The 25,208-nt window shown below is 66.8% G+C and carries 24 protein-coding genes; 14 read left to right on the top strand and 10 right to left on the bottom strand.

The features are described 5' to 3' along the window. Positions 1-127: 127 nt before the first annotated feature. The 6 genes from alkB to dapF form a co-directional block, all read right to left on the bottom strand. Positions 128-784, bottom strand: a complete 657-nt coding sequence (gene alkB / locus ACSJJU_RS11090; protein WP_435915526.1) for a DNA oxidative demethylase AlkB — start codon at positions 782-784, stop codon at positions 128-130. Continuing rightward, positions 781-1,857 (bottom strand): bifunctional DNA-binding transcriptional regulator/O6-methylguanine-DNA methyltransferase Ada, encoded by a 1,077-nt coding sequence (gene ada, locus ACSJJU_RS11085; protein WP_435915525.1) that lies wholly within the window; start codon positions 1,855-1,857, stop codon positions 781-783. Before ada ends, alkB begins: the two co-directional genes overlap by 4 nt. 722 nt (positions 1,858-2,579) lie before the next feature. Then, complete coding sequence (locus ACSJJU_RS11080) at positions 2,580-3,233, bottom strand: septation protein A (RefSeq protein WP_435915524.1); 654 nt, start codon at positions 3,231-3,233, stop codon at positions 2,580-2,582. Between the two features lie 3 nt (positions 3,234-3,236). Beyond that, a complete protein-coding gene (gene ftsY, locus ACSJJU_RS11075; protein WP_435915523.1) occupies positions 3,237-4,190 on the bottom strand; it encodes a signal recognition particle-docking protein FtsY in 954 nt (317 codons plus the stop codon). Further along, positions 4,187-5,566, bottom strand: a complete 1,380-nt coding sequence (mtaB, locus tag ACSJJU_RS11070; protein WP_435915521.1) for a tRNA (N(6)-L-threonylcarbamoyladenosine(37)-C(2))-methylthiotransferase MtaB — start codon at positions 5,564-5,566, stop codon at positions 4,187-4,189. Before mtaB ends, ftsY begins: the two co-directional genes overlap by 4 nt. A 31-nt stretch (positions 5,567-5,597) precedes the next feature. Continuing rightward, a complete protein-coding gene (gene dapF, locus ACSJJU_RS11065) occupies positions 5,598-6,425 on the bottom strand; it encodes a diaminopimelate epimerase (protein WP_435915519.1) in 828 nt (275 codons plus the stop codon). 104 nt (positions 6,426-6,529) lie between these two features. Here dapF and ACSJJU_RS11060 point away from each other — a divergent pair, with 104 nt between their 5' ends. The 4 genes from ACSJJU_RS11060 (at position 6,530) to rimM (ending at position 11,071) form a co-directional block, all read left to right on the top strand. Beyond that, positions 6,530-7,693 carry an aminotransferase gene (locus ACSJJU_RS11060; RefSeq protein ID WP_435915518.1) on the top strand — a complete coding sequence of 388 codons (1,164 nt, stop codon included), beginning with the start codon at positions 6,530-6,532 and terminating at the stop codon, positions 7,691-7,693. 783 nt (positions 7,694-8,476) lie between these two features. Beyond that, on the top strand, positions 8,477-9,985 hold the full coding sequence (gene ffh, locus ACSJJU_RS11055; RefSeq protein ID WP_435915517.1) for a signal recognition particle protein: 1,509 nt from the start codon (positions 8,477-8,479) through the stop codon (positions 9,983-9,985). 107 nt (positions 9,986-10,092) lie between these two features. Continuing rightward, positions 10,093-10,479 carry a 30S ribosomal protein S16 gene (gene rpsP / locus ACSJJU_RS11050; RefSeq protein WP_435915516.1) on the top strand — a complete coding sequence of 129 codons (387 nt, stop codon included), beginning with the start codon at positions 10,093-10,095 and terminating at the stop codon, positions 10,477-10,479. Positions 10,480-10,513: 34 nt separating this feature from the next. Then, complete coding sequence (gene rimM / locus ACSJJU_RS11045) at positions 10,514-11,071, top strand: ribosome maturation factor RimM (RefSeq protein WP_435915515.1); 558 nt, start codon at positions 10,514-10,516, stop codon at positions 11,069-11,071. A gap of 65 nt (positions 11,072-11,136) precedes the next feature. Here the strand turns inward: rimM and ACSJJU_RS11040 are convergent, their stop codons facing one another. Then, on the bottom strand, positions 11,137-11,532 hold the full coding sequence (locus ACSJJU_RS11040; RefSeq protein ID WP_435915514.1) for a hypothetical protein: 396 nt from the start codon (positions 11,530-11,532) through the stop codon (positions 11,137-11,139). A gap of 320 nt (positions 11,533-11,852) precedes the next feature. Between ACSJJU_RS11040 and trmD the strand changes: the two genes are divergently transcribed. The 6 genes from trmD (at position 11,853) to ACSJJU_RS11010 (ending at position 17,678) form a co-directional block, all read left to right on the top strand. Beyond that, on the top strand, positions 11,853-12,587 hold the full coding sequence (gene trmD / locus ACSJJU_RS11035; protein ID WP_435915513.1) for a tRNA (guanosine(37)-N1)-methyltransferase TrmD: 735 nt from the start codon (positions 11,853-11,855) through the stop codon (positions 12,585-12,587). A gap of 63 nt (positions 12,588-12,650) precedes the next feature. After that, the gene (gene rplS / locus ACSJJU_RS11030) at positions 12,651-13,037 is read left to right on the top strand and encodes a 50S ribosomal protein L19 (protein WP_435915512.1); all 387 of its coding nucleotides are present in this window, start codon (positions 12,651-12,653) and stop codon (positions 13,035-13,037) included. Between the two features lie 126 nt (positions 13,038-13,163). After that, positions 13,164-14,591: a 3-isopropylmalate dehydratase large subunit gene (gene leuC, locus ACSJJU_RS11025; protein WP_435915511.1), complete on the top strand. Its 1,428-nt coding sequence runs from the start codon at positions 13,164-13,166 to the stop codon at positions 14,589-14,591. Positions 14,592-14,610: 19 nt separating this feature from the next. Then, complete coding sequence (leuD, locus tag ACSJJU_RS11020; protein WP_435915510.1) at positions 14,611-15,231, top strand: 3-isopropylmalate dehydratase small subunit; 621 nt, start codon at positions 14,611-14,613, stop codon at positions 15,229-15,231. A 203-nt stretch (positions 15,232-15,434) separates the two neighbouring features. Beyond that, entirely contained in the window at positions 15,435-16,535 is a 1,101-nt protein-coding gene (leuB, locus tag ACSJJU_RS11015; RefSeq protein ID WP_435915509.1) for a 3-isopropylmalate dehydrogenase, read from the top strand. Between the two features lie 117 nt (positions 16,536-16,652). After that, a complete protein-coding gene (locus ACSJJU_RS11010; protein ID WP_435915508.1) occupies positions 16,653-17,678 on the top strand; it encodes an aspartate-semialdehyde dehydrogenase in 1,026 nt (341 codons plus the stop codon). Positions 17,679-17,797: 119 nt separating this feature from the next. Here the strand turns inward: ACSJJU_RS11010 and ACSJJU_RS11005 are convergent, their stop codons facing one another. Beyond that, complete coding sequence (locus tag ACSJJU_RS11005) at positions 17,798-18,967, bottom strand: ATP-binding protein (protein ID WP_435915507.1); 1,170 nt, start codon at positions 18,965-18,967, stop codon at positions 17,798-17,800. A gap of 383 nt (positions 18,968-19,350) precedes the next feature. On the opposite strand from ACSJJU_RS11005, the gene ACSJJU_RS11000 reads away from it, so the two are divergent. Beyond that, positions 19,351-19,701: a YbaN family protein gene (locus ACSJJU_RS11000; RefSeq protein WP_435915506.1), complete on the top strand. Its 351-nt coding sequence runs from the start codon at positions 19,351-19,353 to the stop codon at positions 19,699-19,701. Between the two features lie 183 nt (positions 19,702-19,884). Here ACSJJU_RS11000 and ACSJJU_RS10995 read toward each other — a convergent pair whose 3' ends face one another. Further along, the gene (locus ACSJJU_RS10995) at positions 19,885-20,412 is read right to left on the bottom strand and encodes a superoxide dismutase family protein (protein WP_435915505.1); all 528 of its coding nucleotides are present in this window, start codon (positions 20,410-20,412) and stop codon (positions 19,885-19,887) included. A gap of 201 nt (positions 20,413-20,613) precedes the next feature. On the opposite strand from ACSJJU_RS10995, the gene ACSJJU_RS10990 reads away from it, so the two are divergent. Both ACSJJU_RS10990 and ACSJJU_RS10985 read left to right on the top strand, forming a co-directional pair. Next, complete coding sequence (locus ACSJJU_RS10990; protein WP_435915504.1) at positions 20,614-21,354, top strand: alpha/beta fold hydrolase; 741 nt, start codon at positions 20,614-20,616, stop codon at positions 21,352-21,354. A 112-nt stretch (positions 21,355-21,466) separates the two neighbouring features. Then, positions 21,467-22,510 carry a peptidase gene (locus tag ACSJJU_RS10985; RefSeq protein WP_435915503.1) on the top strand — a complete coding sequence of 348 codons (1,044 nt, stop codon included), beginning with the start codon at positions 21,467-21,469 and terminating at the stop codon, positions 22,508-22,510. A 22-nt stretch (positions 22,511-22,532) separates the two neighbouring features. Here the strand turns inward: ACSJJU_RS10985 and ACSJJU_RS10980 are convergent, their stop codons facing one another. After that, positions 22,533-23,003, bottom strand: a complete 471-nt coding sequence (locus tag ACSJJU_RS10980) for a group III truncated hemoglobin (protein WP_435915502.1) — start codon at positions 23,001-23,003, stop codon at positions 22,533-22,535. Between the two features lie 210 nt (positions 23,004-23,213). Here ACSJJU_RS10980 and ACSJJU_RS10975 point away from each other — a divergent pair, with 210 nt between their 5' ends. After that, positions 23,214-25,049, top strand: coding sequence for a M2 family metallopeptidase (locus tag ACSJJU_RS10975; protein ID WP_435915501.1), 1,836 nt, complete (start codon positions 23,214-23,216; stop codon positions 25,047-25,049). Positions 25,050-25,208: the final 159 nt, after the last annotated feature.

The following is a 25,208-nucleotide window of genomic DNA, read 5'->3' as shown; positions in this document are numbered from 1 at the left end:
ATGAAATGGGCCGCGCCCTTCCTCCAGCAGGCGCGCCAGTCCAATCAGGCGCGTCCCGAAAAAAAAGCAGGGAGGTGCAGGAGGGTCCAAGACCCTCCTGCAAAAAAGCCCACACGTCCCGCCCGGCTTACAGCGCCCGGCGGAACGTCAGGTTGATACGGCAGGGGCCGGTTGCCGGGTGTTCGCCCTCCGCCAGCGGTGCGACGCCGTGGAAGGCGAGGCGTGCAGGGCCGCCCCACACCGTCACGTCGCCGTGTTCCAGCCGGATGCGGCGGGTTCTGTCGGTGCGCTTGAGGCCGCCGAACAGGAAGACGGCGGGCAGGCCGAGGGAGACGGAGACGATGGGGTCCGCGTAGCCCTTCTCGTCCCGGTCCTGATGCAGGGTCAGCCGCGCGCCGGGGGCGTAGCGGTTGATAAGGCAGACGTCCGTCTGGAAGTCGGCGTAGCCCGCGGCTGCCGCCGCCCGCCGCGCGAGGTTTCCGAACAGCGGCGGCATAGCGGGCCAGGGCTGGCCGGTGAGCGGGTCCTGCGGCTGGTAGCGGTAGCCGCGCCGGTCCGACACCCAGCCGACCGCGCCGCAGTTGGTCATGGCGACGGACATGCGCCGCCCGCCCGGCGTCTCCAGATGCCGGAAGGGCGAAGCCGCCGCGATGCGCGCCACCGCCGCGAGCAATGCCGGGGCATCGTCCAGAGCGAAGCCGCGCAGCACCACCGCCCCTTCACGCAGGGGCTCGGCCCGGCCCGCGTCCGGCGCGCCCAGCGCCGCAAACAGATCCCCGGTCACTCCTTTCGCTCCCGCTCCAGCAGCGCCCGCTTGCGCGCCAGCCCCCAGCGGTAGCCCGCAAGCTCGCCCGTGCCGCGCACCACCCGGTGACAGGGAATGGCAACCGCCACCGTATTTTTCGCGCACGCACTCGCCACCGCCCGCACCGCCTTCGGCGCGCCCACCTTCGCCGCCAGCTCGGCATAGCTCACCGTCTCGCCCGGCGGGATGTCACGCAGGGCCGCCCACACCTTCTGCTGCAAGGCCGTGCCGCGCACATCGAGCGGCAGCGTGATGTTCGAGGCGGGCTCCTCCACCAGCCGCACCGCCTGCGCCACCAGCGCGGCGAACGCGGCGTCGCCCTCCACGATCTGCGCATTGGGGAACCGCTGGCGCAGCTCCACCTCCAGCGGCTCCGGCGCGTCATCCAGCATCATGGAGCAGATGCCCTTATTCGTGGCCGCGACCGACAGGAACCCCAGCGAACACGGCACAATGGCATGACGGATCACCTCACCCGCGCCGCCCTTGCGATAGCGCCGGGGCGCCATGCCCAGCATCCCCTCGGCCTTGGCATAGAACCGGCTGCTGGAGCCGAACCCGGCCTCGTACAGCGCGCCGGTCACGCTCCCGCTCGCCGGCAAACTCTCCCGCAACCGCCGGGCGCGGGCGGCATCCGCATAGGCCTTGGGCGTCACGCCCGTCGCCTGCCGGAACAGGCGGTGAAAATGGAACGGGCTCAGCCCGGCGCGCGCCGCCAGCGCCTCAAGGGTCGGCGGCTCCTCCGCCGCCTCGATCATCCGGCAGGCCCGGGCGATAATTTCCCCCCGCACATCGGGCGGCACCGCCGCCTCCGGGCGGCAACGCTTGCACGGCCGGAAGCCCGCGGCCTCCGCCTCCTCCCGCGTCGCCACGAAAAACACATTCTCCCGCTTCGGCTTCTTCGCCCCGCACGACGGGCGGCAGTAGATCCCGGTCGTCCTGACGCAGGTGAAAAAGCGGCCGTCCCAGCCGGCATCGCGCCGCAACACGGCGTCCCAGCGGGCGTCATCGGTCTCGGTCAGGGTGTTCCGCTCTGCCATCCTCTGCAACATGACGCTGTTCCTTCCCTCTGCCAATCGCCCCCTCTGCCAATCGCCCGCAGAATGGCGCGCCCGCGCCTCCCCCGCACCCCGCTCCTTGCGGTTGAATTCTGGCGGGGAAAGTTTTTGGCCGGATTGCGATTTCGTTTTCTTTGCGAGGGTCGCGGACCCTCGCGCTCCCTGTCGTTTCGCGCCGCGCCCGGCCGCCCTGACAGAGTATCACCGGGCGGGGATCATAGGGCCGCACCCAGTCGCAACGGCAGAGCCTCTTAAGGAAATGAAACGGCCGCACCTGGCCGCAGGAGCAGGGCCTCTTGATAAGGAGAATACGGCCGCGCCCGGCCGCAGCGACAGAGCTTCTTGAGGCGACCCACCACCGGAGCCTCCCCCGCAGCAGCCCCGGCCCGATCCCGGCGCCCTCAATAATTTTCGAATGATTTTAAGGAGCAGTCACGCCCCTGGTTCCAGCAAGCGGAACGGCCACGGGCGAACGCGGCCCAATCAAAAAAGCAGGATACGAGGAACCGCAACCGCTCGGGGGGCCACCGAGCCGCCCCGCCAGCACTCGCCCAACCGGGGCACCGGGACAAAAAGATCGCTGAATGATTTTAAGGAGCGTGTGCGGCGGTCAACCCGGACCGCACGCGGTGCATACGGGGCGCGTCCGTTGAATACGAACGGGGTGCAGGGGTCCAAGACCCCTGCAAGACACATCATGCCCTACGCTTCGCGCCTCAGGACTTCGGCGTATCCGACGTGCCCTTGTCCTCGTCCGCCGCGTAGCGGGTCATGATCGGCGCCTGGGTGATGGCGAACAGCATGGAGAGCGGCAGCACCGCCCAGGCCTTGAACGTGACCCAGGTGTCGGTGGAGACATTGCGCCACACCGCCTCGTTGAGCACGGCCATGGCGAGGAAGAACCAGGCCCAGTTGCGGGTCAGCAGCCGCCAGCCTTCGTCCTTCATCGCCGGGTAGGCGGCCTCCAGAACCGATTTGAGCACCGGGCGGCCGGTGATCAGCCCCCAGAACAGGATGACGGCGAACATGGAGTAGAGGATGGTCGGCTTGATCTTGATGAAGACATCGTTGTGCAGCCACAGGGTCAGGCCGCCGAACACCAGCACGATGGCGGCGTTCACCCACAGCATCTTCGGGATTTCGTGCAGCAGCACCCGCGAGGCGACCATGGAGGCAATCATGGCTACCATGAAGGTGCCCGTCGCCCAGTAGATGCCGAGCCAGCTGTTCACGCCGAAGAAGATCAGCAGCGGCACGAAATCGATGGCGAGACGGACCCACGGGCTCTGGGGGGTCTTGCTGTCCACCACCGGCACCGGGGTTGCCTCCGGGTCCGGCATCAGCACGGGGTCCTTGTGTTCGCTCGCCATGCGTTATCCTTCCAGGCCCACCAGCGCCCGCGCGAAGCTGCGCGGCTCGAACGGCCGCAGATCGCCGATCTTCTCGCCGACGCCGATGGCGTGAATCGGCAGCTTGAACTTCTCCGCCGCCGCCACCAGCACGCCGCCGCGCGCCGTGCCGTCCAGCTTGGTCATCACGAGGCCGGTCACACCCGCCACGTTGCGGAAGACCTCGATCTGGTTCAGCGCATTCTGACCGGTGGTCGCGTCCAGCACCAACAGGGTATCGTGGGGGGCCTCCGGGTCCAGCTTGGTGATGACGCGGCGGATCTTGGCCAGCTCGTCCATGAGGTGGCTCTTGTTCTGGAGCCGGCCCGCCGTGTCGATGAGCAGGAGGTCGTAGCCCTCCGCCTTCGCCTTTTCGAGCGCGCCATAGGCGAGGCCCGCCGCGTCGCCGCCCACCTTGGTGGTGATGACCGGCGCGCCGATGCGCTGGCCCCACACCTGAAGCTGCTCGACGGCCGCCGCGCGGAAGGTGTCGCCCGCCGCCAGCATCACCTTCAGCCCCTGCTCCTGATAGAGCGAGGCCAGCTTGGCGATGGTGGTGGTCTTGCCCGAGCCGTTGACGCCCACCACCAGCACCACGTGCGGCTTCAGGTCACGCCGGATCTCCAACGCCTTGGCGACGGGATCGAGCACCTCGACCACCGTGTCGGCCAGCACCTGTCGCACTTCCTCCGCGGTGATGTCCTTCTCGTAGCGCTCGCGGCGAAGCCGCTCGCACACCTCCGACGACGTGGCGATGCCCAGATCCGAGGCGATCAGCCACTCCTCCAGCTCTTCCAGCGTCTCGGCATCCAGCTTGGCCTTGGTGAACAGGCCCGTAATGCCCGAGGTCAGCTTCTCCGCCGAACGGGACAGCCCTTGCCGCAGGCGGCCGAACCAGCCCTTCTTTTCGCCCGTCGTTTCGGTTGTTTCTTCGCTCACGCAACCCTGCCTTGCAGATGATTTCCATCCATGCCCGTGATCTCCACCGGCACGATCGCCCCCGGCGTCACCGCGCCCTCGTCCGCCGCCGCAAACCGCACCGGCGCAAAGCCGGGCGTGTGACCGGACGCCATGCCCGCCTCGACCGTTTCCACCAGAACATCGGCCCGCTGTCCCACCTGGCTGTTCAGATAGGCCGCCAGACGGGCCTCGCCAAGCGCGCGCAGACGCGCCGCCCGCTGCTTGCGGACGTGCTTGTCCACCTGCGGCATACGGGCAGCGGGCGTTCCGGCCCGCTCCGAGTAGGGGAACACGTGGAGGTAGGTCAGGCCGCACTCCTCCACCAGCCGCAGGGTGTTCTCGAACATGTCCTCGGTCTCGGTGGGGAAGCCGGCGATCAGGTCCGCGCCGAAGGCCACCTCCGGCCGCCGGGCGCGGACAGTCTCGCAGAAGCGGATGGCGTCATCGCGCAGGTGGCGGCGCTTCATGCGCTTCAGGATCATGTCGTCGCCCGCCTGCAAGGACAGGTGCAGGTGCGGCATCACCCGCGCCTCGCCGGTAATCGCTTCCATCAGCGCCTCGTCCGCCTCGATCGAGTCGATGGAGGACAGCCGCAGGCGCGGCAGGTCCGGCACCAGCTTGAGGATGCGCTGCACCAGATTGCCGAGGGTGGGCTTGCCCGGCAGATCGGCCCCGAAGGAGGTGATATCGACGCCGGTCAGCACCACTTCCTTGAAGCCGTTGTCCACCAGCCGCTTGATGCGCTCCACCACCACGCCCGCGGGCACGGAGCGCGAATTGCCCCGGCCGTAGGGGATGATGCAGAAGGTGCAGCGGTGGTCGCAGCCGTTCTGCACCTCGACGAACGCGCGCGCCCGCTCGGCGAAGCCGTCGATCAGGTGGCCCGCCGTCTCCTTCACGCTCATGATGTCGTTGACGCGTACATAGGCGTTGGAGCCGTCGTCGAAGCGGAAGTTCTTCGGGTCGAACTTCTCCATGTTGCCGAGCACGCGCGAGACCTCGCCCATGCTGGCGAAGGTCTCCGGCTCGATCTGCGCCGCGCAGCCGGTGACGATGATCTTCGCCGCCGGGTTCTCGCGCTTCATCTTGCGGATCTGCTGGCGCGCCTGCCGCACCGCCTCGGCCGTTACCGCGCAGGTGTTCACCACCACCAGGTTGGGGTCGCCGCTGGCGTCCGCGTGCGCCCGCATCGCCTCGGACTCGTAGGTGTTGAGGCGGCAGCCGAAGGTGACGATCTTCGCCCCCGTGCCCGAGACATGCGTCTGCGGCGCCGAAGTCTCGGCGTGGTCATGGGCGTCGACGCCGGAGTCACCGGCGCCGCGCGCCTTGCGGAAATGGGGCTGAAGCGCGGTCATGGCGCGCTCATACCGTAAAATCGGCCTCTTGTCAGGCGTAGAGCGCCAGATCAACCTGTCCGGTGAACGCCGTGGCGACAGGGCCGCCCATCAGAATGCGGTTGTCGTCGGTGATCTCGATGTTCAGCACGCCGCCCGGCAGATGCACGGTCACCCGCCGCTCGGTCAGACGACGCCGCACCGCCGCCGCAACGGTGGCGCACGCGCCGGTGCCGCAGGCCAGCGTCAGCCCCGCGCCGCGCTCCCACACCCGGAGGCGGATTTCGTTGCGCGCCAGCACCTGCGCGACGTTGACGTTCACCCGCTCCGGGAACAGCGGGTCGCGCTCGATGAGCGGGCCGAGGCGGCCCAGGTCCACCTTGTCCGTGTTCTCGACGAAGAAGATCACATGCGGGTTGCCCACGTTCACCGCCGAGGGCGCGCCCAGCAGCTCCCAGCCCACCGGCATGGACAGGGTGTCCATCGGCATGGAGAGCGGAATCTCGTCCCAGCCGAAGCGGGGCGTCCCCATGTCCACCGTCGCCGTGCCGTCGTTCAGCGATGCCTTGAGCACGCCCACCTTGGTCTGGATTTCCACCGCCTCGCTGCCCACCAGCGAGGCGACGCAGCGGGTAGCGTTGCCGCAGGCGGAGACCTCGCTGCCGTCCGCATTGTAGATCCGCATGAACACGTCCGCCGACTCCGACGGCTCCATCACGATCAGCTGGTCGCAGCCGATGCCGGTCTGGCGGTGGCTCAGCCGTCGCACCATGTCGGCCGTGAGCGGCAGGCTGCGCTCGCGCGCATCGAAGATCACGAAGTCATTGCCAAGGCCGTGCATCTTGCGGAACGGCCAGAGGGTGGAAGCAGCGTGTGTCATGGCACACCGCTTTATGCCGCCGCCTGGCAACTGTCCAGTCGGCGACAGCGGGAGAAGGCCCGACGCCCCCTGCAAAACGGACAAAACCCGGCTAGAGTGCCCCCATGAGCATCACTCCCAACGCCACTTTCGCCGCCCTTGGCACCACCGTCTTCACCGTGATGTCGGCGCTCGCCAGCGAGCACGGCGCGGTCAACCTGGGCCAGGGCTTCCCCGACACGGACGGGCCGGAGGACGTGCGCGCCGTCGCCGCCCGCGCGCTGATGGAACACTCCAACCAGTATCCGCCCATGCGCGGCCTGCCCGCCCTGCGGCAGGCGGTGGCGGACCATGAGGCCCGGTTCTATGGCCTGGCGGTAGACCCGGACCGGCAGGTGCTTGTCACCTCCGGCGCGACGGAAGCGCTGACCGCCTCGCTGATGGCGTTCCTGAGCCCGGGCGACGAGGCCATTCTCATCGAACCGGCGTATGATTCCTACCTGCCGATCATCCGCAACACCGGGGCGACGCCGCGCTTTCTCCGGCTCGACCCGCCCCACTGGCGGCTGGAGGAAGACAGGCTCGCCGCGCTGATCACGGACAAGACCCGGCTGCTCGTCCTCAACACGCCGCACAACCCGGTGGGCCGGGTGTTCTCGGATGAGGAGCTGGCCATGCTCGCCCGCCTCGCCGCCACCCACGATTTCCTCGTGGTGTCGGACGAGGTCTACGAGCACCTCGTCTTTGACGGCAGGCGCCATCGCCCGCTCATCACCTTCCCCGGCATGGCGGAGCGCACCCTCAAGATCGCCTCGGCGGGCAAGACCTTTTCCCTCACGGGCTGGAAGGTGGGCATGGTGACGGGCGCGCCCGCGCTCATCGACCAGGTGGCCAAGGTCCACCAGTTCCTCACCTTCACCACGCCGCCCAACCTCCAGGCTGCCGTCGCCTACGGGCTCGGGAAGGACGACAGCTATTACGCCGGCCTCGTTGCCGACATGCAGGCGCGGCGCGACCGGCTCGCCGCCGGGCTCGCCGCCCTCGGCTTCGACGTGCTGCCCACCGAGGGCACCTACTTCCTCACCTGCGACTACTCCCGGCTCTCGGGCGAGGATGACGTCACCTTCGCCAGGCGGCTGGTGGCCGAGGCGGGCGTCGCCACCATCCCCTTGAGTCCCTTCGTGGAGGGGGATTGGCCCCACCGTCTCATCCGCTTCTGCTTCGCCAAGCAGGACGTGGTGCTGGACGAGGGCGTCGCCCGGCTGCGGCGGTACTTCGGCGGCGCGTAACCCGCCAAGGGACGCCGGGCGGCGTCCGGCGCGTCCGCTCGCCGCCCGGCCCTTCCCCCGCTGGCAGGCTAATCCCTGCGACGCCGCTCAAGCGACTGCCCGAGACGGACAGCCGCGATCAGCAACGCCAGCAGTGAGATCATCACCGCCAGCAGATCCAGATTAACCATGCTTCATGGTTCCCCCCTTTCCAACCCGTCGATTTCCGCCCCTTGTCTTGATGCAAGAGCACGGATCCTGGCGGTTGCCGGCAGACGCGCCGCCGTCCTGTCAACCAGCCAGCCGGGTCAGAGCATGGGAGCAGGCGAAGCGGGCCTTCGCAAGGATGTTATGGTCGTATGTCATTGTAATTAAAGTAATTTAAGACAGATGATCGAAAGAAATGCGTCTCATATTCGACCACTCGGCCGTTGCGCCGACAGGAAAATGGCTTAATCTGTTCCACATCCAGATGGTCATGCGAATGGCCTCCTTTCGACCAAGACCCTGCGGGTTCCTGTCTCGCAGGGTCTTTTCATGCCGGTGCCGGCCTCTCCTCCCCCACGCCCTGCCTAACCCACGCCCTGCCTTGTATCGCACCCGGGCGCTTCCCCGCACATTGACGCCCCGCACATTGACTCCATGGGTGGAGAGGTGTATCGCCAGCAGGCTTCCAAAGAAGCGGTACATTTTTAAGCATCCACGGATGCCCGCCGGTCAGCGAGGTTTCGCCCACCGGCGCCATACGTGTTTTGTGCAAACGGTCCTGGCCGGCGACGGACAAGGGCCAGACGGGGAACGGGCATGTTCGAGTCTCTGAGCGAACGGCTGGGATCGGTTTTCGACAAGCTGACCGGCCGTGGAGCGTTGAGCGAGGCGGATGTCAGGGAGGCGATGCGCGAGGTTCGCGTGGCGCTTCTCGAGGCGGACGTTGCCCTGCCCGTGGTGAAGGATTTCGTGGCCCGGGCCACCGAGCGCGCGATCGGCCAGGAAGTCATCAAGTCGGTCAAGCCGGGCCAGATGGTCGTCAAGATCGTCAACGACGCCCTGGTCGAGATGCTGGGCGGCGAGGAAGCGGCCGAGGCCGGCAAGCTCAACATCAACGTCACCCCGCCCGCCGTCATCATGATGATCGGCCTTCAGGGCTCGGGCAAGACCACCTCCACCGCCAAGATCGCCCGCCGCTTGCAGACCCGCGAGCGCAAGAAGGTGCTGATGGCCTCGCTCGACGTGCAGCGTCCGGCCGCGCAGGAGCAGCTGCGGGTGCTGGGCGAGCAGATCGGCGTCGCCACGCTCCCGATCATCCCCGGCCAGATGCCGGTGGACATCACCAAGCGCGCGCTTCAGGCGGCACGGCTTCAGGGCTTCGACGTGCTGATGCTCGACACGGCGGGCCGCCTGCACATCGATGCCCAGCTGATGGCGGAGCTGGCCGCCGTGAAGGCGGAGGCGAATCCCCAGGAATCGCTGCTGGTCGTCGATGCGCTGACGGGTCAGGACGCGGTGAACGTCGCCCGCCAGTTCACCGATCAGGTGGGCCTGACCGGCGTGGTGCTGACCCGCATGGACGGCGACGGCCGCGGCGGTGCGGCGCTTTCCATGCGCGCGGTCACCGGCCAGCCGATCAAGTTCGTCGGCGTCGGCGAAAAGCTGGATCAGCTTGAGGAATTCAACCCCTCCCGCGTGGCGGGCCGCATCCTCGGCATGGGCGACGTGGTCAGCCTGGTCGAGAAGGCGGCGGAAGCCGTGGAGGCGGACGAGGTCGAGAAGCTCGCCAAGAAGATGGCGGCGGGCAAGTTCGACATGGACGACCTGCGGATGCAGTTCCGGCAGATGAAGCGCATCGGCGGCCTCAAGGGCGTGATTGGCCTGCTGCCGGGCCTCGGCAAGATGCAGAAGCAGATCGATGCCGCGGGCGTGGACGACAAGGCGCTGAACCGGCTGGAGGCGATCATCCTCTCGATGACGCCGAAGGAGCGGGCCAAGCCCGAGCTCATCAACGCCAAGCGCAAGATCCGCATCGCCAAGGGGTCCGGCACCACGGTGCAGGACGTGAACAAGCTCCTGAAGATGCATCAGGACATGTCCACGGCGATGAAGAAGATCAAGAAGATGGGCGGCCTCGGCGCGCTCGCCGGCCTGTTCGGCGGCAAGGGCGCGAAAGGCCTGCCCGGGGGTCTGCCGGGCGGCATGCCGGGCGGCGACCTTCCCGGCGGGATGCCGCCGGGTCTGCCCGGGGGCCTTCCGGGCGGCATGCCGGGCCTTGGCGGCCCCAAGCTGCCGCCGGGCTGGCAGAAGTTTATCAAGAAATAGGCGAACACCCGCCGTCCGACCGGCACCTGTCGCGGGAAGGACGGCGCACCGCGCCACGGCGCGGACCGAATACGACAGGCTCGACACGTTAGGAAGGAAACGAACCCATGGCTCTTTCAATTCGTCTGGCGCGCGGCGGTGCCAAGAAGCGCCCGTACTACCGGATCGTCGTGGCCGACTCGCGCTCCCCGCGCGATGGCCGCTTCATCGAGAAGATCGGCACCTACAACCCGCTGCTGGCGAAGGACAACCCGGAGCGCGTGAAGCTCGACGTCGAGAAGGCGAAGGAGTGGCTGTCCAAGGGCGCCCAGCCGACCGACCGCGTCCTGCGCTTCCTGGACGCCGCCGGCGTTGCCAAGCGTCCGGCCCGCAACAACCCGAAGAAGGGTGAGCCGGGTCAGAAGGCCAAGGAGCGCGCCGAGGAGCGTGCCGAGAAGGCCGCCGCCGCTGCTGCGGCTGCCGCCGAGGCTGCTGGCGAAGGCGCTGCCGAGTAAGCATCGCCCGGCATTCCAGACGGAGTAGAGTTGCATGGCCGTTCGCGACGAAGCCCCCCGCAAGGGAGACGATACCGGGCGAACGGCCGGCAACCCGCCCGCCGGAAAATCCATTCTCCTGGGGGTCATCACCGGCCCGCAAGGCCTGCAAGGGGAGGTGCGCATCCGCCCCTTCACCGATGATCCCGGGGGGCTGGAGCGCTACAAGACCCTGCACGCGGGCAACCGCACGCTCACGGTGGTCAAGGTCCGCGTCCAGCCCAATGGTGTCATTGCCCGGTTCCGGGAAATCACCGACCGCACCGCCGCCGAACAGATGCGCGGCGTTGAACTCTCCATCCCCCGCGAGGCCCTGCCCGCGCCGGAGGAGGGCGAATTCTACCAGATCGACCTGATCGGCCTGACCGCCGTCACCCCGGATGGCGCCGTGATCGGCGAGGTGGTGGCCATTCCCAACTACGGATCGAGCGACCTGCTCGAAATCCGCACCACGGCGGGCAAGACCCACCTGGTGCCGTTCATCGACGACGCCGTGCCCGATGTCCTGCAGGACGAAGGCCGGATCGTGATCGACCCGGCCTTTCTCGCCTGATGGCTGTGGCCTGAAACGTCAGGCCGTTACACGGATATCTGGTCAGCCTGACCGGACCCTCCCGGTCAAGCCTTCGGGCCCTCTTCCGGCCCCTCTCCCTCCTGCTGCTGGCGCTCCCTGTCGCGCTCCTCCTCAGCCTGGCGCTGCAGCGCTGCCCGGCGCTTCTGCTCGGGAGTCTGCTGCGCGTCCGGCGTGGTGGCGGAGTCGGGGAAGCCGGCTTCGGGGTTGATGTTTCCGTATGGGTCGGTCGCATAGGGAGCACCCGGCGTCGGCGCCCCCGGCGTGGTGCCCGGCACCCGGTCCGGCGCCGTCGTGCCCGGGGACGGCGTGCCCGGCGTGGGGTCCTGCGTGACGGTCGGCGGCGCCTCGTCCGGGGTGGCGGAGGACTGGGCATGGGCCGCGCCCGAGGCCAGGAGGAGGCCCGCAACGCCGGCAAAGAGGGCGGTTTTCAACGTGATCATCGTGTACTCTCCGTTGACTGGTGTCATGAGACGCAAAGGGCGGGCCGGACGTATGGCCGAGCCCGTCGCCCGTGAGCAGAAACCGTCCCCTCCCCCGTTCGACCCACCCGAACCGGATGGACCGCCGCTTGCATACGACCACCGGATGGGTCGTTCGTCTGGGCCGACGAATGGCTGAACGCCGTATGAACAAGGACTTAGCCCCATTCCGCCGCCGTTCCGCCCCGCTTGCCCGCCCCCGGGGCCGGTCATGCGGGGCTGGTCAATGGGCGCCCTTGCCGCTAACAGGAACCCGCTTGAGGACACCAAGAGAAGACCCCATGACCTTTGCCGCCACCGTGCTGACCATCCTGCCGGACATGTTTCCCGGCCCGCTCGGCCACAGCCTGGCGGGGACAGCGCTTTCCAGGGGTCTGTGGTCCCTAAAAACGCTGGACATCCGGGATTTTGCGAGCGATAAGCACCGATCCGTCGACGACACGCCCGCCGGCGGAGGCCCCGGCATGGTCATGCGGGCCGATGTGGTGGGCCGTAGCGTCGAGGCAGCCATTGCAGCGCAGCCGGATGTTCCGGTGATTGCACCGACCCCTCGGGGCACGCCTCTGACTCAACGCCGGGTCAAGGCCTTGAGCGAGGGGCCGGGTGTCATTTTGCTGTGCGGCCGGTTCGAGGGCATCGACGAGCGGGTGTTCGAGCACACGTTCAGCAACGGCGCCCGAATCGAACAGGTCTCGATCGGGGACTATGTGCTCTCCGGCGGCGAAATGGCGGCAATGGTGATCCTGGACTCGGTGGTCCGCCTGCTGCCCGGCGTCATGGGTGCGGCGGAAAGCGAGTCCGAAGAGAGTTTCAGTGTGGATGCCTCCTGGGACGGGCTCCTGGAGTATCCGCACTACACCCGACCACGCGAGTGGGAGGGGCGCACGATCCCGGAGGTGCTGCTCTCCGGAAATCATGCGCGGATCTCCGCCTGGCGAAGGGCCCAGGCGGAGGAGAGAACCCGGCTATGGCGGCCGGATCTCTGGGAGACCTACCTGGCGCGCAAGGGCCGGTAGGGGCTGTCGGGGATCAGCACGGTCGCCCTCTGGCGAGCAGCTTGAGAAGGTAAGGACAGGACCATGAACCTGATCGAAAAGCTCGAGAAAGAGCAGATTGCCAAGCTCACCGAGAGCAAGGCCATTCCGCAGTTCCGCGCGGGCGACACGCTGCGCGTGGGCGTGCGCGTGAAGGAAGGCGACCGCACCCGCGTTCAGTACTTCGAGGGCATGTGCATCGCCCGCTCCAACAAGGGCCTGGGCTCGAGCTTCACCGTCCGCAAGATTTCGTTCGGCGAAGGCGTGGAGCGTGTGTTCCCGCTGTATGGCCCGGTGATCGATTCGATCGAAGTGGTCCGCCGTGGCGACGTCCGGCGCGCGAAGCTTTACTACCTGCGTCAGCGCTCGGGCAAATCCGCCCGTATTGCCGAACTTCGGGACAAGCCGGCATCCGGCGGCGGCGAGGCCTGATCCGCAAGTCAGCGGACCAAAGCCAGAAAGACAAAGAGCCGCGCCGGTGGAAAATCCGCTGGCGCGGCTTTTCTTTGCCTTATACCAGACAGAAAATAACGTTCACGGCACATTGAAGGACAGATCATGAGCCGCCCGCGTACCCTTTATGAAAAGATCTGGGATGATCACGTTGTCGAGTCGCGTCCGGACGGCACCAGCCTCCTCTACATCGACCGGCACATCATCCATGAGGTGACCACCCCGCAGGCGTTCGAGGGGCTGCGCGCCGCTGGCCGGCGCGTCCGCCGCCCGGATCTTGTCCTTGCCGTGCCCGATCACAACGTGCCGACGACCAAGCGCGTCGAGAATGGCGAAGTGCTGCCGATCAAGGACCCGCAGTCGGCAACCCAGGTGGCGACGCTGCGCGCCAACTGCGCCGAGTTCGGCATCGAGCACATCGAGATGACCGCCGCCGAGCAGGGCATTGTCCACGTGGTCGGCCCGGAGCAGGGCTTCACGCTGCCCGGCACCACGGTGGTGTGCGGCGACAGCCACACCTCCACCCACGGCGCGTTTGGCGCGCTGGCCTTCGGCATCGGCACGTCCGAGGTCGAGCATGTGCTGGCGACCCAGACCCTGCTGCTGAAGCAGTCCAAGCCCATGGAGGTGCGCGTCGAGGGTCCGCTCGGCTTCTCCATCACCCCCAAGGACGTGGCGCTGGCCATCAGCGGCGCGCTGGGCGCGGCGGGCGGCACCGGCCACGTGCTCGAGTACACCGGCTCCACCATCCGCGACATGTCCATCGAAGGGCGGATGACCGTCTGCAACATGTCGATCGAGGCGGGCGCCCGCTCCGGCCTTGTCGCGCCGGACGAGAAGACCTTCGCCTACTTCCAGGGCAAGCCCCGCGCGCCCAAGGGCGCGGCGTGGGAGCAGGCGCTGGCCTGGTGGCGCACCCTGCCGACGGACCCGGGCGCCGAATACGCCCGCTCGGTGTACATCGACGCCACCAAGATCGCGCCGCTGGTCACCTGGGGCACCAGCCCGGAGGACGTGGCGCCCATCACCGGCGTTGTGCCCTCGCCCGCCGATTTCGCCGAGCCGTCCAAGCAGGCGGCTGTCGCCAAGGCGCTGGAGTACCTGGGCCTCACCCCCGGCCAGCGGCTGGAGGACGTGGAAGTGCAGCACATCTTCATCGGCTCCTGCACCAACAGCCGCATCGAGGACCTGCGCGCCGCCGCCGCCGTGGTGAAGGGCCGCAAGGTGGCCGCGACCATCCGGCAGGCGCTCGTTGTCCCCGGCTCGGGCCTCGTCAAGCGTCAGGCCGAGGCGGAGGGTCTGGACCGCATCTTCATCGAGGCCGGCTTTGAATGGCGCGAGCCCGGCTGCTCCATGTGCCTCGCCATGAACCCGGACAAGGTGCCCGCGGGCGAGCGCTGCGCCTCCACCTCCAACCGCAACTTCGTCGGCCGCCAGGGCCCGGGTGCGCGCACCCACCTGGTCTCCCCGGCGATGGCGGCCGCGGCGGCCATCACCGGCCGCCTCACCGACGTGCGCCAGCTGGTCGGCTAAGATTCAGGAGGACAGTTCCATGCAGGCATTCAAGCTGCTCACCGGCACGGCCATTCCCTTCGGCCAGCGCAACGTGGACACGGACGTCATCATCCCGGCGCGCCACCTGAAGTCCATCACCCGCTCCGGCCTCGGCAAGTGGGCGTTCGAGACCATCCGCTACAACGAGGACGGCTCGGAAAATCCGGACGCCATCTTCAATCAGGAGCGCTATCGCGGCGCGCCGATCCTCATCGCGGGCGACAACTTCGGCTGCGGCTCCTCCCGCGAGCACGCGGCCTGGGCGCTGGGCGACCTCGGCATCCGGGCGATCATCGCCCCGTCCTATTCGGACATCTTCTCCGGCAACGCCTTCAAGAACGGCATCCTCGCCGTGGTGCTGCCGCAGGCGGCCGTCGATCGCCTGCTCGAAGTGGCGAAGGAGGCCGAGATCACCATCGACCTGGAAAACCAGGTGGTGACGACGCCGTTCCAGGACCGCTTCGCCTTCGAGATCGACCCGTTCCGCAAGCACTGCCTGCTGAACGGCCTCGACGAAATCGGCATCACCCTCCAGATGGAAGACAGGATCAGCGCCTACGAGGCCAACCAGAAGGCCACCAAACCGTGGCTGGCGGGCGCCGCCGGGCTCGGCCGTTGAATTGAAGCCTTCGGCTTTTCCGCTGCGCGGAGCTTTTCGTGGGGGTCTTTGCCCCCCACACCCCCTGGCAGAACAGGGCCGCACCCGTGATGAAGGGCGCGGCCCAATCATCCCGAAGGGGGTCCGGGGGATGGGAAATCCCCCGGAAAGCCCGCCGCAGGCGGGGCCGAAGGCCTTGGAACACGCACACCAGGGACGAAACCATGACCAAAACCCTTCTCATTCTCCCCGGCGACGGCATCGGCCCGGAAGTGGCGGCCGAGGCTGTGAAGATCGTGAACTGGCTGCGCGCGCATCGCGGTTTCGATGTTGCCGTCAGCGAGGATCTGCTGGGCGGCGCCTCCATCGACGTTCACGGCGTGCCGCTCACCGACGCGGCGCTGGAGAAGGCCAGGGCGGCCGATGCGGTGCTGATGGGTTCGGTCGGCGGGCCCAAGTGGGCGGGCCAGCCCTATGACAAGCGCCCGGAGGCGGGCCTCCTGCGTCTGCGCAAGGATCTGGACCTGTTTGCCAACCTGCGCCCGGCCATCTGCTTCCCGGCGCTGGCGGATTCCTCCACCCTCAAGCGGGAGGTTGTGGAGGGGCTGGACCTCCTGTTCGTGCGCGAGCTGACCGGCGGCGTCTACTTCGGCACCCCGCGCGGCATCGAGGATCTGGGCAACGGCGAGCGCCGGGGCGTCAACACCCAGGTCTACACCACCTCGGAGATCCACCGCGTCGCCCGCGTGGCGTTCGAGCTGGCGCGCAAGCGCCGCAACACGGTGCACTCGGCCGAGAAGCACAACGTGATGGAATCGGGCCTGCTCTGGAAGGAGGAGGTGCAGAAGCTGCACGACGCCGAGTACGCGGACGTCCGGCTGGAGCACATCCTGGCCGACAACTGCGCCATGCAGCTGGTGCGTGCGCCCAAGCAGTTCGACGTGATCCTCACCGACAACCTGTTCGGCGACATCCTCTCCGACCAGGCGGCCATGCTGACGGGCTCGCTCGGCATGCTGCCTTCCGCCTCGCTCGGCGCGAAGGACCCGGTGACCGGCAAGCAGCCGGCGCTCTACGAGCCGATCCACGGCTCCGCGCCGGACATCGCCGGCAAGGGTGTTGCCAACCCCTGCGCCACCATCCTGTCGCTCGCCATGTGCCTGCGCTTCAGCTTCGACCGCGGCGAGGACGCCGACCGGCTGGAGGCGGCGGTGGCCCAGACCCTGGCCGACGGCATCCGCACGCCCGATATCTGGGTCGAGGGCTGCCGGAAGGTGGGCACGGCGGAGATGGGTGACGCCATTCTCAAACGCCTTGCCGCCTGACGGCTCTGCAACGAGGTGAGCAACAAAATTGCTATTTTAGACAAGAAACAATTCGTTTCTTGAAATATTCGGGGCGCGCGGACATAACCCACGCGCATTATGTAACTGGAGACTGACATGGGCTACCGTGTTGCCGTCGTCGGCGCCACCGGGAATGTGGGCCGCGAAATGCTGAACATCCTGGCCGAGAGGGAATTCCCGGCGGACGAGATCATCCCCCTTGCCTCCTCGCGCTCCGTTGGCGTCGAGGTGGAGCTGGGCGATACCGGCAAGACCCTCAAGTGCAAGAACCTCGACACCTTTGATTTCACCGGCGTCGACATCGCCCTGATGTCCGCGGGCTCGGACGTCTCGAAGGCCTATGCGCCCAAGATCGCGGCGGCGGGCTGCGTCGTCATCGACAACGCCTCCTATTACCGCATGGACCCGGATGTTCCCCTCATCGTGCCCGAGGTGAACCCGGACGCCATCGACGCCTACAAGAAGAAGAACATCATCGCCAATCCCAACTGCTCCACGGCGCAGATGGTGGTGGCGCTGAAGCCGCTGCACGATGTGGCGAAGATCAAGCGCGTGGTGGTCTCCACCTACCAGTCGGTCTCCGGCGCGGGCAAGGCGGGCATGGACGAGCTGTTCGAGCAGACCCGGGCCATTTTCGTTGGCGACCGCGAGGAGCCGAAGAAGTTCACCAAGCCGATCGCGTTCAACGTCATCCCCCACATCGACGTCTTCATGGACGATGGCTACACCAAGGAAGAGTGGAAGATGGCGGTCGAGACCAACAAGATTCTCGACCCGGACATCAAGGTGACCGCCACCTGCGTGCGCGTTCCGGTGTTTGTGGGCCACTCGGAAGCCATCAACATCGAGTTCGAGAACCCGATCACCGAGCGCCAGGCCCGCGAGATCCTGCGCGAGGCGCCGGGCGTGATGGTGGTCGATAAGCGCGAGAACGGCGGCTACACCACGCCGGTTGAGTGCGTGGGCGACTTTGCCACCTACGTCAGCCGCATCCGCAAGGATCCGACCGTGGAGAACGGCCTTGCCCTGTGGTGCGTCTCCGACAACCTCCGCAAGGGTGCGGCCCTCAACGCCGTCCAGATCGCCGAGCTTCTCGGCCGCCGCCACCTCAAGAAGGGCTAAGCGGCACGCGGGGTTCAGCCCTGTCCCGAACCGAAAGGCCCGCCAACCGGCGGGCCTTTTTAGTTTAAGGAAGCGTGTTAAAACGCCTTGAAGTTCGATCAAGGCAGGACAAGCCGCAATCAGAAGCCGGATCGCCGTCTCAGAAAATCATCAAAAAGAGGCACGGTAAAATCCACGGTGCCGTAGCTCGGGCTGTATATCATGCCTTTCTGTATGATACTTGCGCGGGTTGGACCAAGGGACGTCGGCTTTTTCCCGAGCATATTGGCAACATCTGTTGATTTGTAAGGTCCGCGCCCCAAGCGGGCCATGCCATTGACATACAAGATTTCGGCGTTGGTGAGACGATCCATCCGCACCTTGAAGAAGCCCCTGTCGAGCCGCTCCAAAGCGCGCACAGAGGCTCTCTCGACGTCTTCCAGGGTAATGGGGCTTTTCTCCGCCACGTTCCAGGCATGATGCCCCCATTCCTGAATGAAGAAGGGATAGCCTTCGGTTTTCTCTACGATACGAGCAAGCGCTTCGTCCGTGATCTCCACATCTTCCTTGTGAAGCGGGTTACGAATGGCATCCCTGGCAGCCACCGCATCCAGAGCGCCAACGCTGGGATAGGTGAAAAGACGTTCAGAGTAGGATTTCGTGTCGCCCGAGAGTTGCGCCATCTGAGGCAAACCCGCAGCGAAAACGACAACGGGCAGGCTTTTCTGGTTGATGCGGTGGACCGCAACAATAATCGCGGCCAATTCCTTTTCCTTTAGATATTGAACTTCGTCGATGAACAAGGCCCACCCCCGCCCTGCGGTGCGCGCAGCCTTGCCAATCAACTCAAACATCTCGGTCACATCGAATTCGAGGTCACCGCTGTCCGCATAGCCAGGCGTTGGCTCAACGCCGATCTCGATTTCACCGACCGATATCTTGAAAACCGATGCGAAATTCCGAAGCGCCGACAGGGCCGCATTCACTGCCGTCCGCGCACCCTCAATCGTGGAAAGCTTGCGTAACACCTGCCGCATTTGCGGATAAAGCAGCTCCGCAAGCGTTTTGTCTTCCGGTGCCTCGATCAAGGACGTTAGATAGTCCTCGTCCTCAGCGATGTTCTCAATCTCGTTAAGCAACACGGTTTTGCCGGTTCCACGCAGTCCCAACAGAATTTGAGATTGCGCGCTCCGGCCAGCGATAATACGGCCCAGTGCTGTCCGTGCTTCGCTTATGATCGTCTCCCGCCCCGCGAGTTCAGGAGGACGCGAACCGGCACCCGGCGCGAATGGATTGCGTAGGGGGTCCATAGGCACATACCAACCTTGAAGCGCTTTATGCAGTTATACCAACTTATAAAGAGAAAACGCTATAACCGTGTATAACTGTGTATAACCTCCAATAACTCTACATAACGGGGGTACTTTCTGCGGACGCTGCCAGCCAAGCATAGGGTTGGTCCGTCCGCATTGGCACCACACAGCGCATTGGGTTCGCTGCTGAAATTCGGCCGATCTGTCTCTCTGTCCGTGCAACGCGCATCCTGACATGGGAAACAACGATCATCAAAAGGTTTTCACCAATCTCCCCGCTGCACAGGGGGCCGTCTCCCAGCCCCCATCCCCCCGGCGTTTTTGCGAATACCTCGCAGCTTTTCTTTGGTTTCGGGGAATGGCTCTGGTAGGCTCGCGCCATGCGCCGCGTCTACGCCATCCTGGGCTATGCAAGCCTTGTCCTTGCCGGGTTCGGGGCGGTGCTGCCCCTGCTGCCGACGGTGCCGTTCGTCATTCTCGCCGCCTACTTCTTCGCCAAGGGCGACCCGCGCATCGAACGCTGGCTGCTGAACCATCCGCGGCTCGGCCCCCATATCGTCGCCTGGCGCGAGCGGGGCGCCATCAGCCGCAAGGGCAAATACGCCGCGCTCCTCACCTTCGCGGGCAGCGCGATCATCGGCTTTGTCCTGCTCCAGCCGCCCGCCGCCTACATCCCGACCGCCGTGGCGCTCATCGGCGGCACATGGATCGCCACCCGCCCGACGGCGTGAGTTTTCCCCCGGGGGATGGATTGAATTCTGCGAGGGTCTCGGACCCTCGCGCTCCCTTTCGTTTTTCGGGCCGCGCCCTTTGTCACGCGCAAGCCCCCGCAAGGACAAGGCCCGCAAGGACAAGGCCCGCAAGGACAAGGGATGTGCAGGAGGGTCCGCGACCCTCCTGCAAAAAAACCAAAATCACTTCACCTCGATCACGCCGCAGACCAGGCGGCCGCCCGCGTTGCCCGCCGGATCGGACTTGTAGTCGTCCGCGTCGGCGTGGAACACCAGGGCCGCGCCATCGGCATCCAGAATGGCAGGCCCTTCCTCGGCCTGGAGACGCACGGCCTTGACCGTCTGCTCGAAGGCGGTCTCCGCCCCCTCGCCCTTGACCTCGATGTTCATCAGATCGCCCACGTGCGCGCCCTGCGGGTTCTCGTGCCCATGCGCCTTCTTGTGCGGGTTGTAGTGGCCGCCGGCCGAGGTGAACGGCGGCTCGCACTTGCCGGTCTCGTGAATGTGGAAGGCATGAACACCGGCGGGCAGGCCCTTGACGGTGCCCTTCACCACCACGTCATCGCCCTGCTGGGTCAGCTCGGCCGTCCCCACCACCTCTCCTGCCAGGTTCCTCAGCTCGGCCGTGGCGCGCTCCCCCTTGGCGAGGGCGGCGCCGCTGATGGCGGTGGCGGTCATCACGGCGAGCGCGAAAACGGTTCGATTGTGCATGAGTGATCTCCCTCCTGACGGCACAAGGGCCGGGTCCGTATGGAAATTGTTCAAAGGTTGCATAGTTCAACAGGCATTGTATTGCCACTGGACGAAAAACGGGCGAGGCCGCCTCGCGTCTCCGGTCGCGCGGGTCTGGTCCCGCGTCCCTGGTTGTTGCACCCTGCGGGAGGCCCCTCCCGCCAGCGATATAGGTTCGGCATGCGTATCAAGAGCTTCGATAGTGTTGAGCTTGCGGTCAAGGTTCTGGGCGCAGGCCGTCCCGTGATCCTGGTTCACGGCTTCCTCTCCTCGGGCAAGGTGAACTGGGAGGACTACGGCACCGCCGCGCTGCTGGTGGAGCGCGGCTTTCAGGTGATCCTGCCGGACCTGCGCGCCCACGGCGACTCCGACGTGCCGACCGACGCCGCCGCTTACCCCAAGGACGTGCTGGCGCGGGATCTGGCGGAGATCATCGGGCAACTGGGGCTCACGGACTATGACCTCGTCGGCTATTCGCTTGGCAGCCGCACCGTGCTGCGCGGGGTCGTCGCCCATGGCCTCGCGCCCCGGCGGCTGATCCTGGCGGGCATGGGCGCGGCGGGCATCACCGATGCGGGCCCGCGCATCCGCTGGTTCGTCGAGACCATCCGCAACCGCGACACCGCCCGCCCCCTCACCCCGGAAGGGCGCGTCGCCCGGTTTCTCAAGTCCACCGGCACCAACCCGGAGGCGGCAATCCACGTGCTGCAAAGCCATGTGGACACCCCGCCCGAGACGCTGGCAACGCTTGACCTGCCGGTGCTGGTGCTCGCCGGCCGGGACGATGACGACAACGGCTCCGCCGCAGATCTGGCCGGATACATTCCCGGCGCGCGCTTCGCCGAGGTGCCGGGCGACCACATGAGCGCCATCACCAAGCCGGAATTCGGCGCGGCGATCGCCGATTTCCTCAGCCAGTAGCGCGGGTTGGCGCGAGCCTGACCGCATTTTGGCGCATCCGGCTTCGCCGTTTTTCCCCCGTCGGGCGTTTTCCCCTGCAACAGAGGTTCCCCGGCGGAGGGAGAAGGCGGACATGACCTATTGCGTAGGGCTGTTCCTACGGGAAGGGCTGGTGCTGGTCTCCGATACCCGCACCAGCGCGGGCGTGGACAACATCGCCGTCTACAACAAGATGCACGTGTTCGAGCGGCCGGGGGAGCGGGTCATCGTCGCCATGACCTCGGGCAACCTGGCCGTGACCCAGCATGTCATGAGCCTCATCGAGGACGGGCTGGAAGATCCCGACACCCACCGCACCGAGACGATCTACACCGTCTCGTCCATCCTGAAGGCGGCCCAGCTTGTCGGCGCGGCCATCCGCCGGGTGCACGAATACGATGGCGAGGCGCTGCGCGAGCAGCATGTGCACTTCGATATTTCGGTCATCCTCGCCGGGCAGGTGGAGGGCGGGCCGATGAAGCTCATCCACATTTACTCGGCCGGGAACTTCATCCAGGCGACGGCCGACACCCCCTTCATGCAGATCGGCGAGACCAAGTACGGCAAGCCCGTGCTCGACCGCAACGCCACCTTCGAGACGCCGCTCATGGATGGCGTCAAGCTGTGCCTGCTGTCGATGGACGCCACCATCCGCTCCAATCTCACGGTCGGGATGCCGATCGACGTGCTCGTCTACAAGCGCGACAGCCTCCAGGTGGGCTACCGCCAGCGCCTGCACGAGCACGATCCCTACTACACCATGCTGCGCCAGCGCTGGGCCGAGGCGCTGCGCGAGGCCTACCGCTCCATTCCCTCGCCGGACTGGCCGGCCCACTCGCCCCAGGCCCTGCGCCGCCGCTGGGACGACCCGCCGCTCTCGCCCGAGGAGCTGGCCGCCATGCGCCGCCATCCGCAGTCATCGCGAAACCGCCGCGCCAGCGATCCGCCCGATGCCCCGGGCATCGAGCGGCGCGGCCGGCCGGAGACCGCTGACGGCAATGACAGAATGCCCGATCCCGCGCTGGGCGCGGGCGCGGCGGGCGCGGCGGCGGACACCCAGGGCGGGGACGGCTCGACGGATCGCCGCCAGCCGCCCTCCCGGCCGCCGTCCGAGAAGGGCGTGCCCACCTCAAGCTAGGGCGTGCGCCGCCCTCGGCCGCTCACCGGCTCTGGCCGGGCGTCCAGGGCCGCTGGCGGGTGGGCACGATCTCGCCCCGGCGCGCATGGATGCCCATCTCGAAGCTGGCGGCGATGCGCCAGGCGCGGGCGATGAAGTATTCCGCCACCTCGGGCGGGCAGACCGCGTGCGCCGTCTCCTCGAACAGGGCCAGCCAGCGGTCGAAGTGGGCGCGCTCCACCGGCAGGGGCAGGTGTGCCCCCATCGGGTTGCCCTCGTAGCGGCCCGTGCCCAGCGCCACCGACGACCAGAAGGCGAACATCTTCTGGAGGTGGGGCTCCCAGTCGCTGATGCGCTCCGCGAACACCGGGCCGATGAGATCATCGGCGCGCACCTTGTCGTAGAAGCCGCGCACCAGCCGTTCGATCAGCGCGTCATCGATCTGCGCGCGGGCCCGCTGATCCTCGGGGCTGAGCGCCTGGGGCGCGGGACGGGCGGGAATGGATGCCGACATGGAACAACAGCCTCCTTGGCCGGTCTGGGATCTTGTCCCCTGGGGTCTTCTCCCTTCATGCCATGCCGGGCGCCCCTGCGCCAACGCGGCATAGGGCAGCGCCCCGGCACCCCCCGGGAATTGCGCTTTTGCGCGGGCTGCGCCGTTGACGCTGACGGCGAAACGGAGTTTTCTGCGCCCCATACTGAACCGATATTGGGGGACAGACCCATGCGCAGAACCGCAACTGCAATCGCCCTGGCGCTCAGCCTGCCGACGATGGCCGCAGGCCAGGCGATGGCGCAGCAGACCCAGGCCGAGGCGGCCCCGGCCGCCAGCGCGCCCACCGCCGAGGAGGCCCGGGCCTTCGTCGCCGAGGCCGAGAAGGTGCTGGGCGATCTCAGCGAATACGCCGGGCGCATCGCCTGGCTGAACGCCACCTACATCAACTTCGATTCCGACTGGCTGGCCGCCAGATCCGGCGCGGAACTGACCGAGCTGGGCGTGAAGTACGCCAAGCAGGCGGCCCGCTACAACGCCCTGTCGCTGGACTACGACACCCGCCGCAAGCTGGAAATCCTGAAGCAGGGCCTCACCCTCGCCGCCCCCGACCGGCCGGGCGCGGCGCAAGAGCTGAGCGAGATCGCCACCCGCCTGCAATCCACCTACGGCAAGGGGCGCGGCACCCTCGACGGCAAGGAAATCTCCGGTTCCGACATCGAGGAGCAGATGGGCCTTGTCCGCGATCCGGCCAAGCTGAAGGAAATGTGGGTCAGCTGGCACAACAACGTCGGCCGCCCGATGCGGCAGGACTACGCCCGCCTGGTGGAGATCGCCAACGAAGGCGCGCGCGAGCTGGGCTATGCGGACACCGGCGCCATGTGGCGCAGCGGCTACGACATGAAGCCGGAAGAGTTCGAGAAGATGGTGGACGGCCTGTGGGCCGACGTGAAGCCGCTCTACGAGCAGCTGCACTGCTATGTCCGCGCCGAGCTCAACAAGAAGTACGGCGACGACGTGCAGCCCAAGACCGGCCCGATCCGCGCCGACCTGCTCGGCAACATGTGGGCGCAGGAGTGGGGCAACATCTACGAGGTGGTGGCCCCGCCGAATGCGGACAAGGGCTATGACCTGACCGAGCTGCTGGTCGCCAGGGACTACTCGCCCGTCAAGATCATGCAGACCGCCGAGGGCTTTTTCACCTCGCTCGGCTTTGCGCCGCTGCCCGAGACCTTCTGGGAGCGCTCGATGATCGTCAAGCCGGCCGATCGCGAGGTGGTGTGCCACGCCAGCGCCTGGAACGTGGACAACAAGGAAGACCTGCGCGTGAAGATGTGCACCAAGGTGAACGGCGACGATTTCGTCACCGCCCACCACGAGCTGGGTCACAACTTCTACCAGCGCGCCTACAACCAGCAGCCGCTGCTCTACATGAACGGCGCGAACGACGGCTTCCACGAGGCGATCGGCGACTTCATCGCCCTCTCGGTGACGCCGGACTACCTGGTGAAGCTGGGCCTCCTCGACAAGGAGCCGGACGCCAAGGGCGACGTGGGCCTGCTCATGTCCCAGGCGCTGGACAAGGTGGCGTTCCTGCCGTTCGGCCTGCTGGTGGACAAGTGGCGCTGGAAGGTGTTCTCGGGCGAGGTCACCCCGGCCAACTACAATGCCGCCTGGACCAGGCTGCGGCAGGACTACCAGGGCATCGTGCCGCCCGAGCCGCGCAGCGAGGAGGATTTCGACCCGGGTGCGAAGTTCCACGTGGCGGGCAACACGCCCTACATGCGCTACTTCCTGGCCCGCATCCTCCAGTTCCAGTTCCACGAGGCGGCGTGCAAGATGGCGGGCTGGAAGGGGCCGCTCCACCGCTGCTCCATCTATGGCAACAAGCAGGTGGGCGAGAAGCTCAACGAGATGCTGACCATGGGCGCGTCCAAGCCCTGGCCGGAGGCGCTGAAGGCCTTCACCGGCACCAGCCAGATGAGCGCCCGCTCCATGCAGAACTACTTCGCGCCGCTGATGGCGTACCTGAAGCAGCAGAACAAGGGACGCCAGTGCGGCTGGTAAGCCGCACGAAGACCGTCACTTTGCGGCTGGCAAGCCGCACGGAGACCGTCACTTCGCGGCTGGCAAGCCGCACGGAGACCGTCACTTCGCGGCTGGCAAGCCGCACGGAAACGGCACGTTCCGACAGAGCAAGGCCCGCCAACCGGCGGGCCTTGTTCG

The organism is Pedomonas sp. V897, from assembly GCF_051304405.1.
Lineage (GTDB): Bacteria > Pseudomonadota > Alphaproteobacteria > Sphingomonadales > Sphingomonadaceae > Pedomonas.
This window is presented reverse-complemented; position numbering and strand designations above follow the sequence as displayed.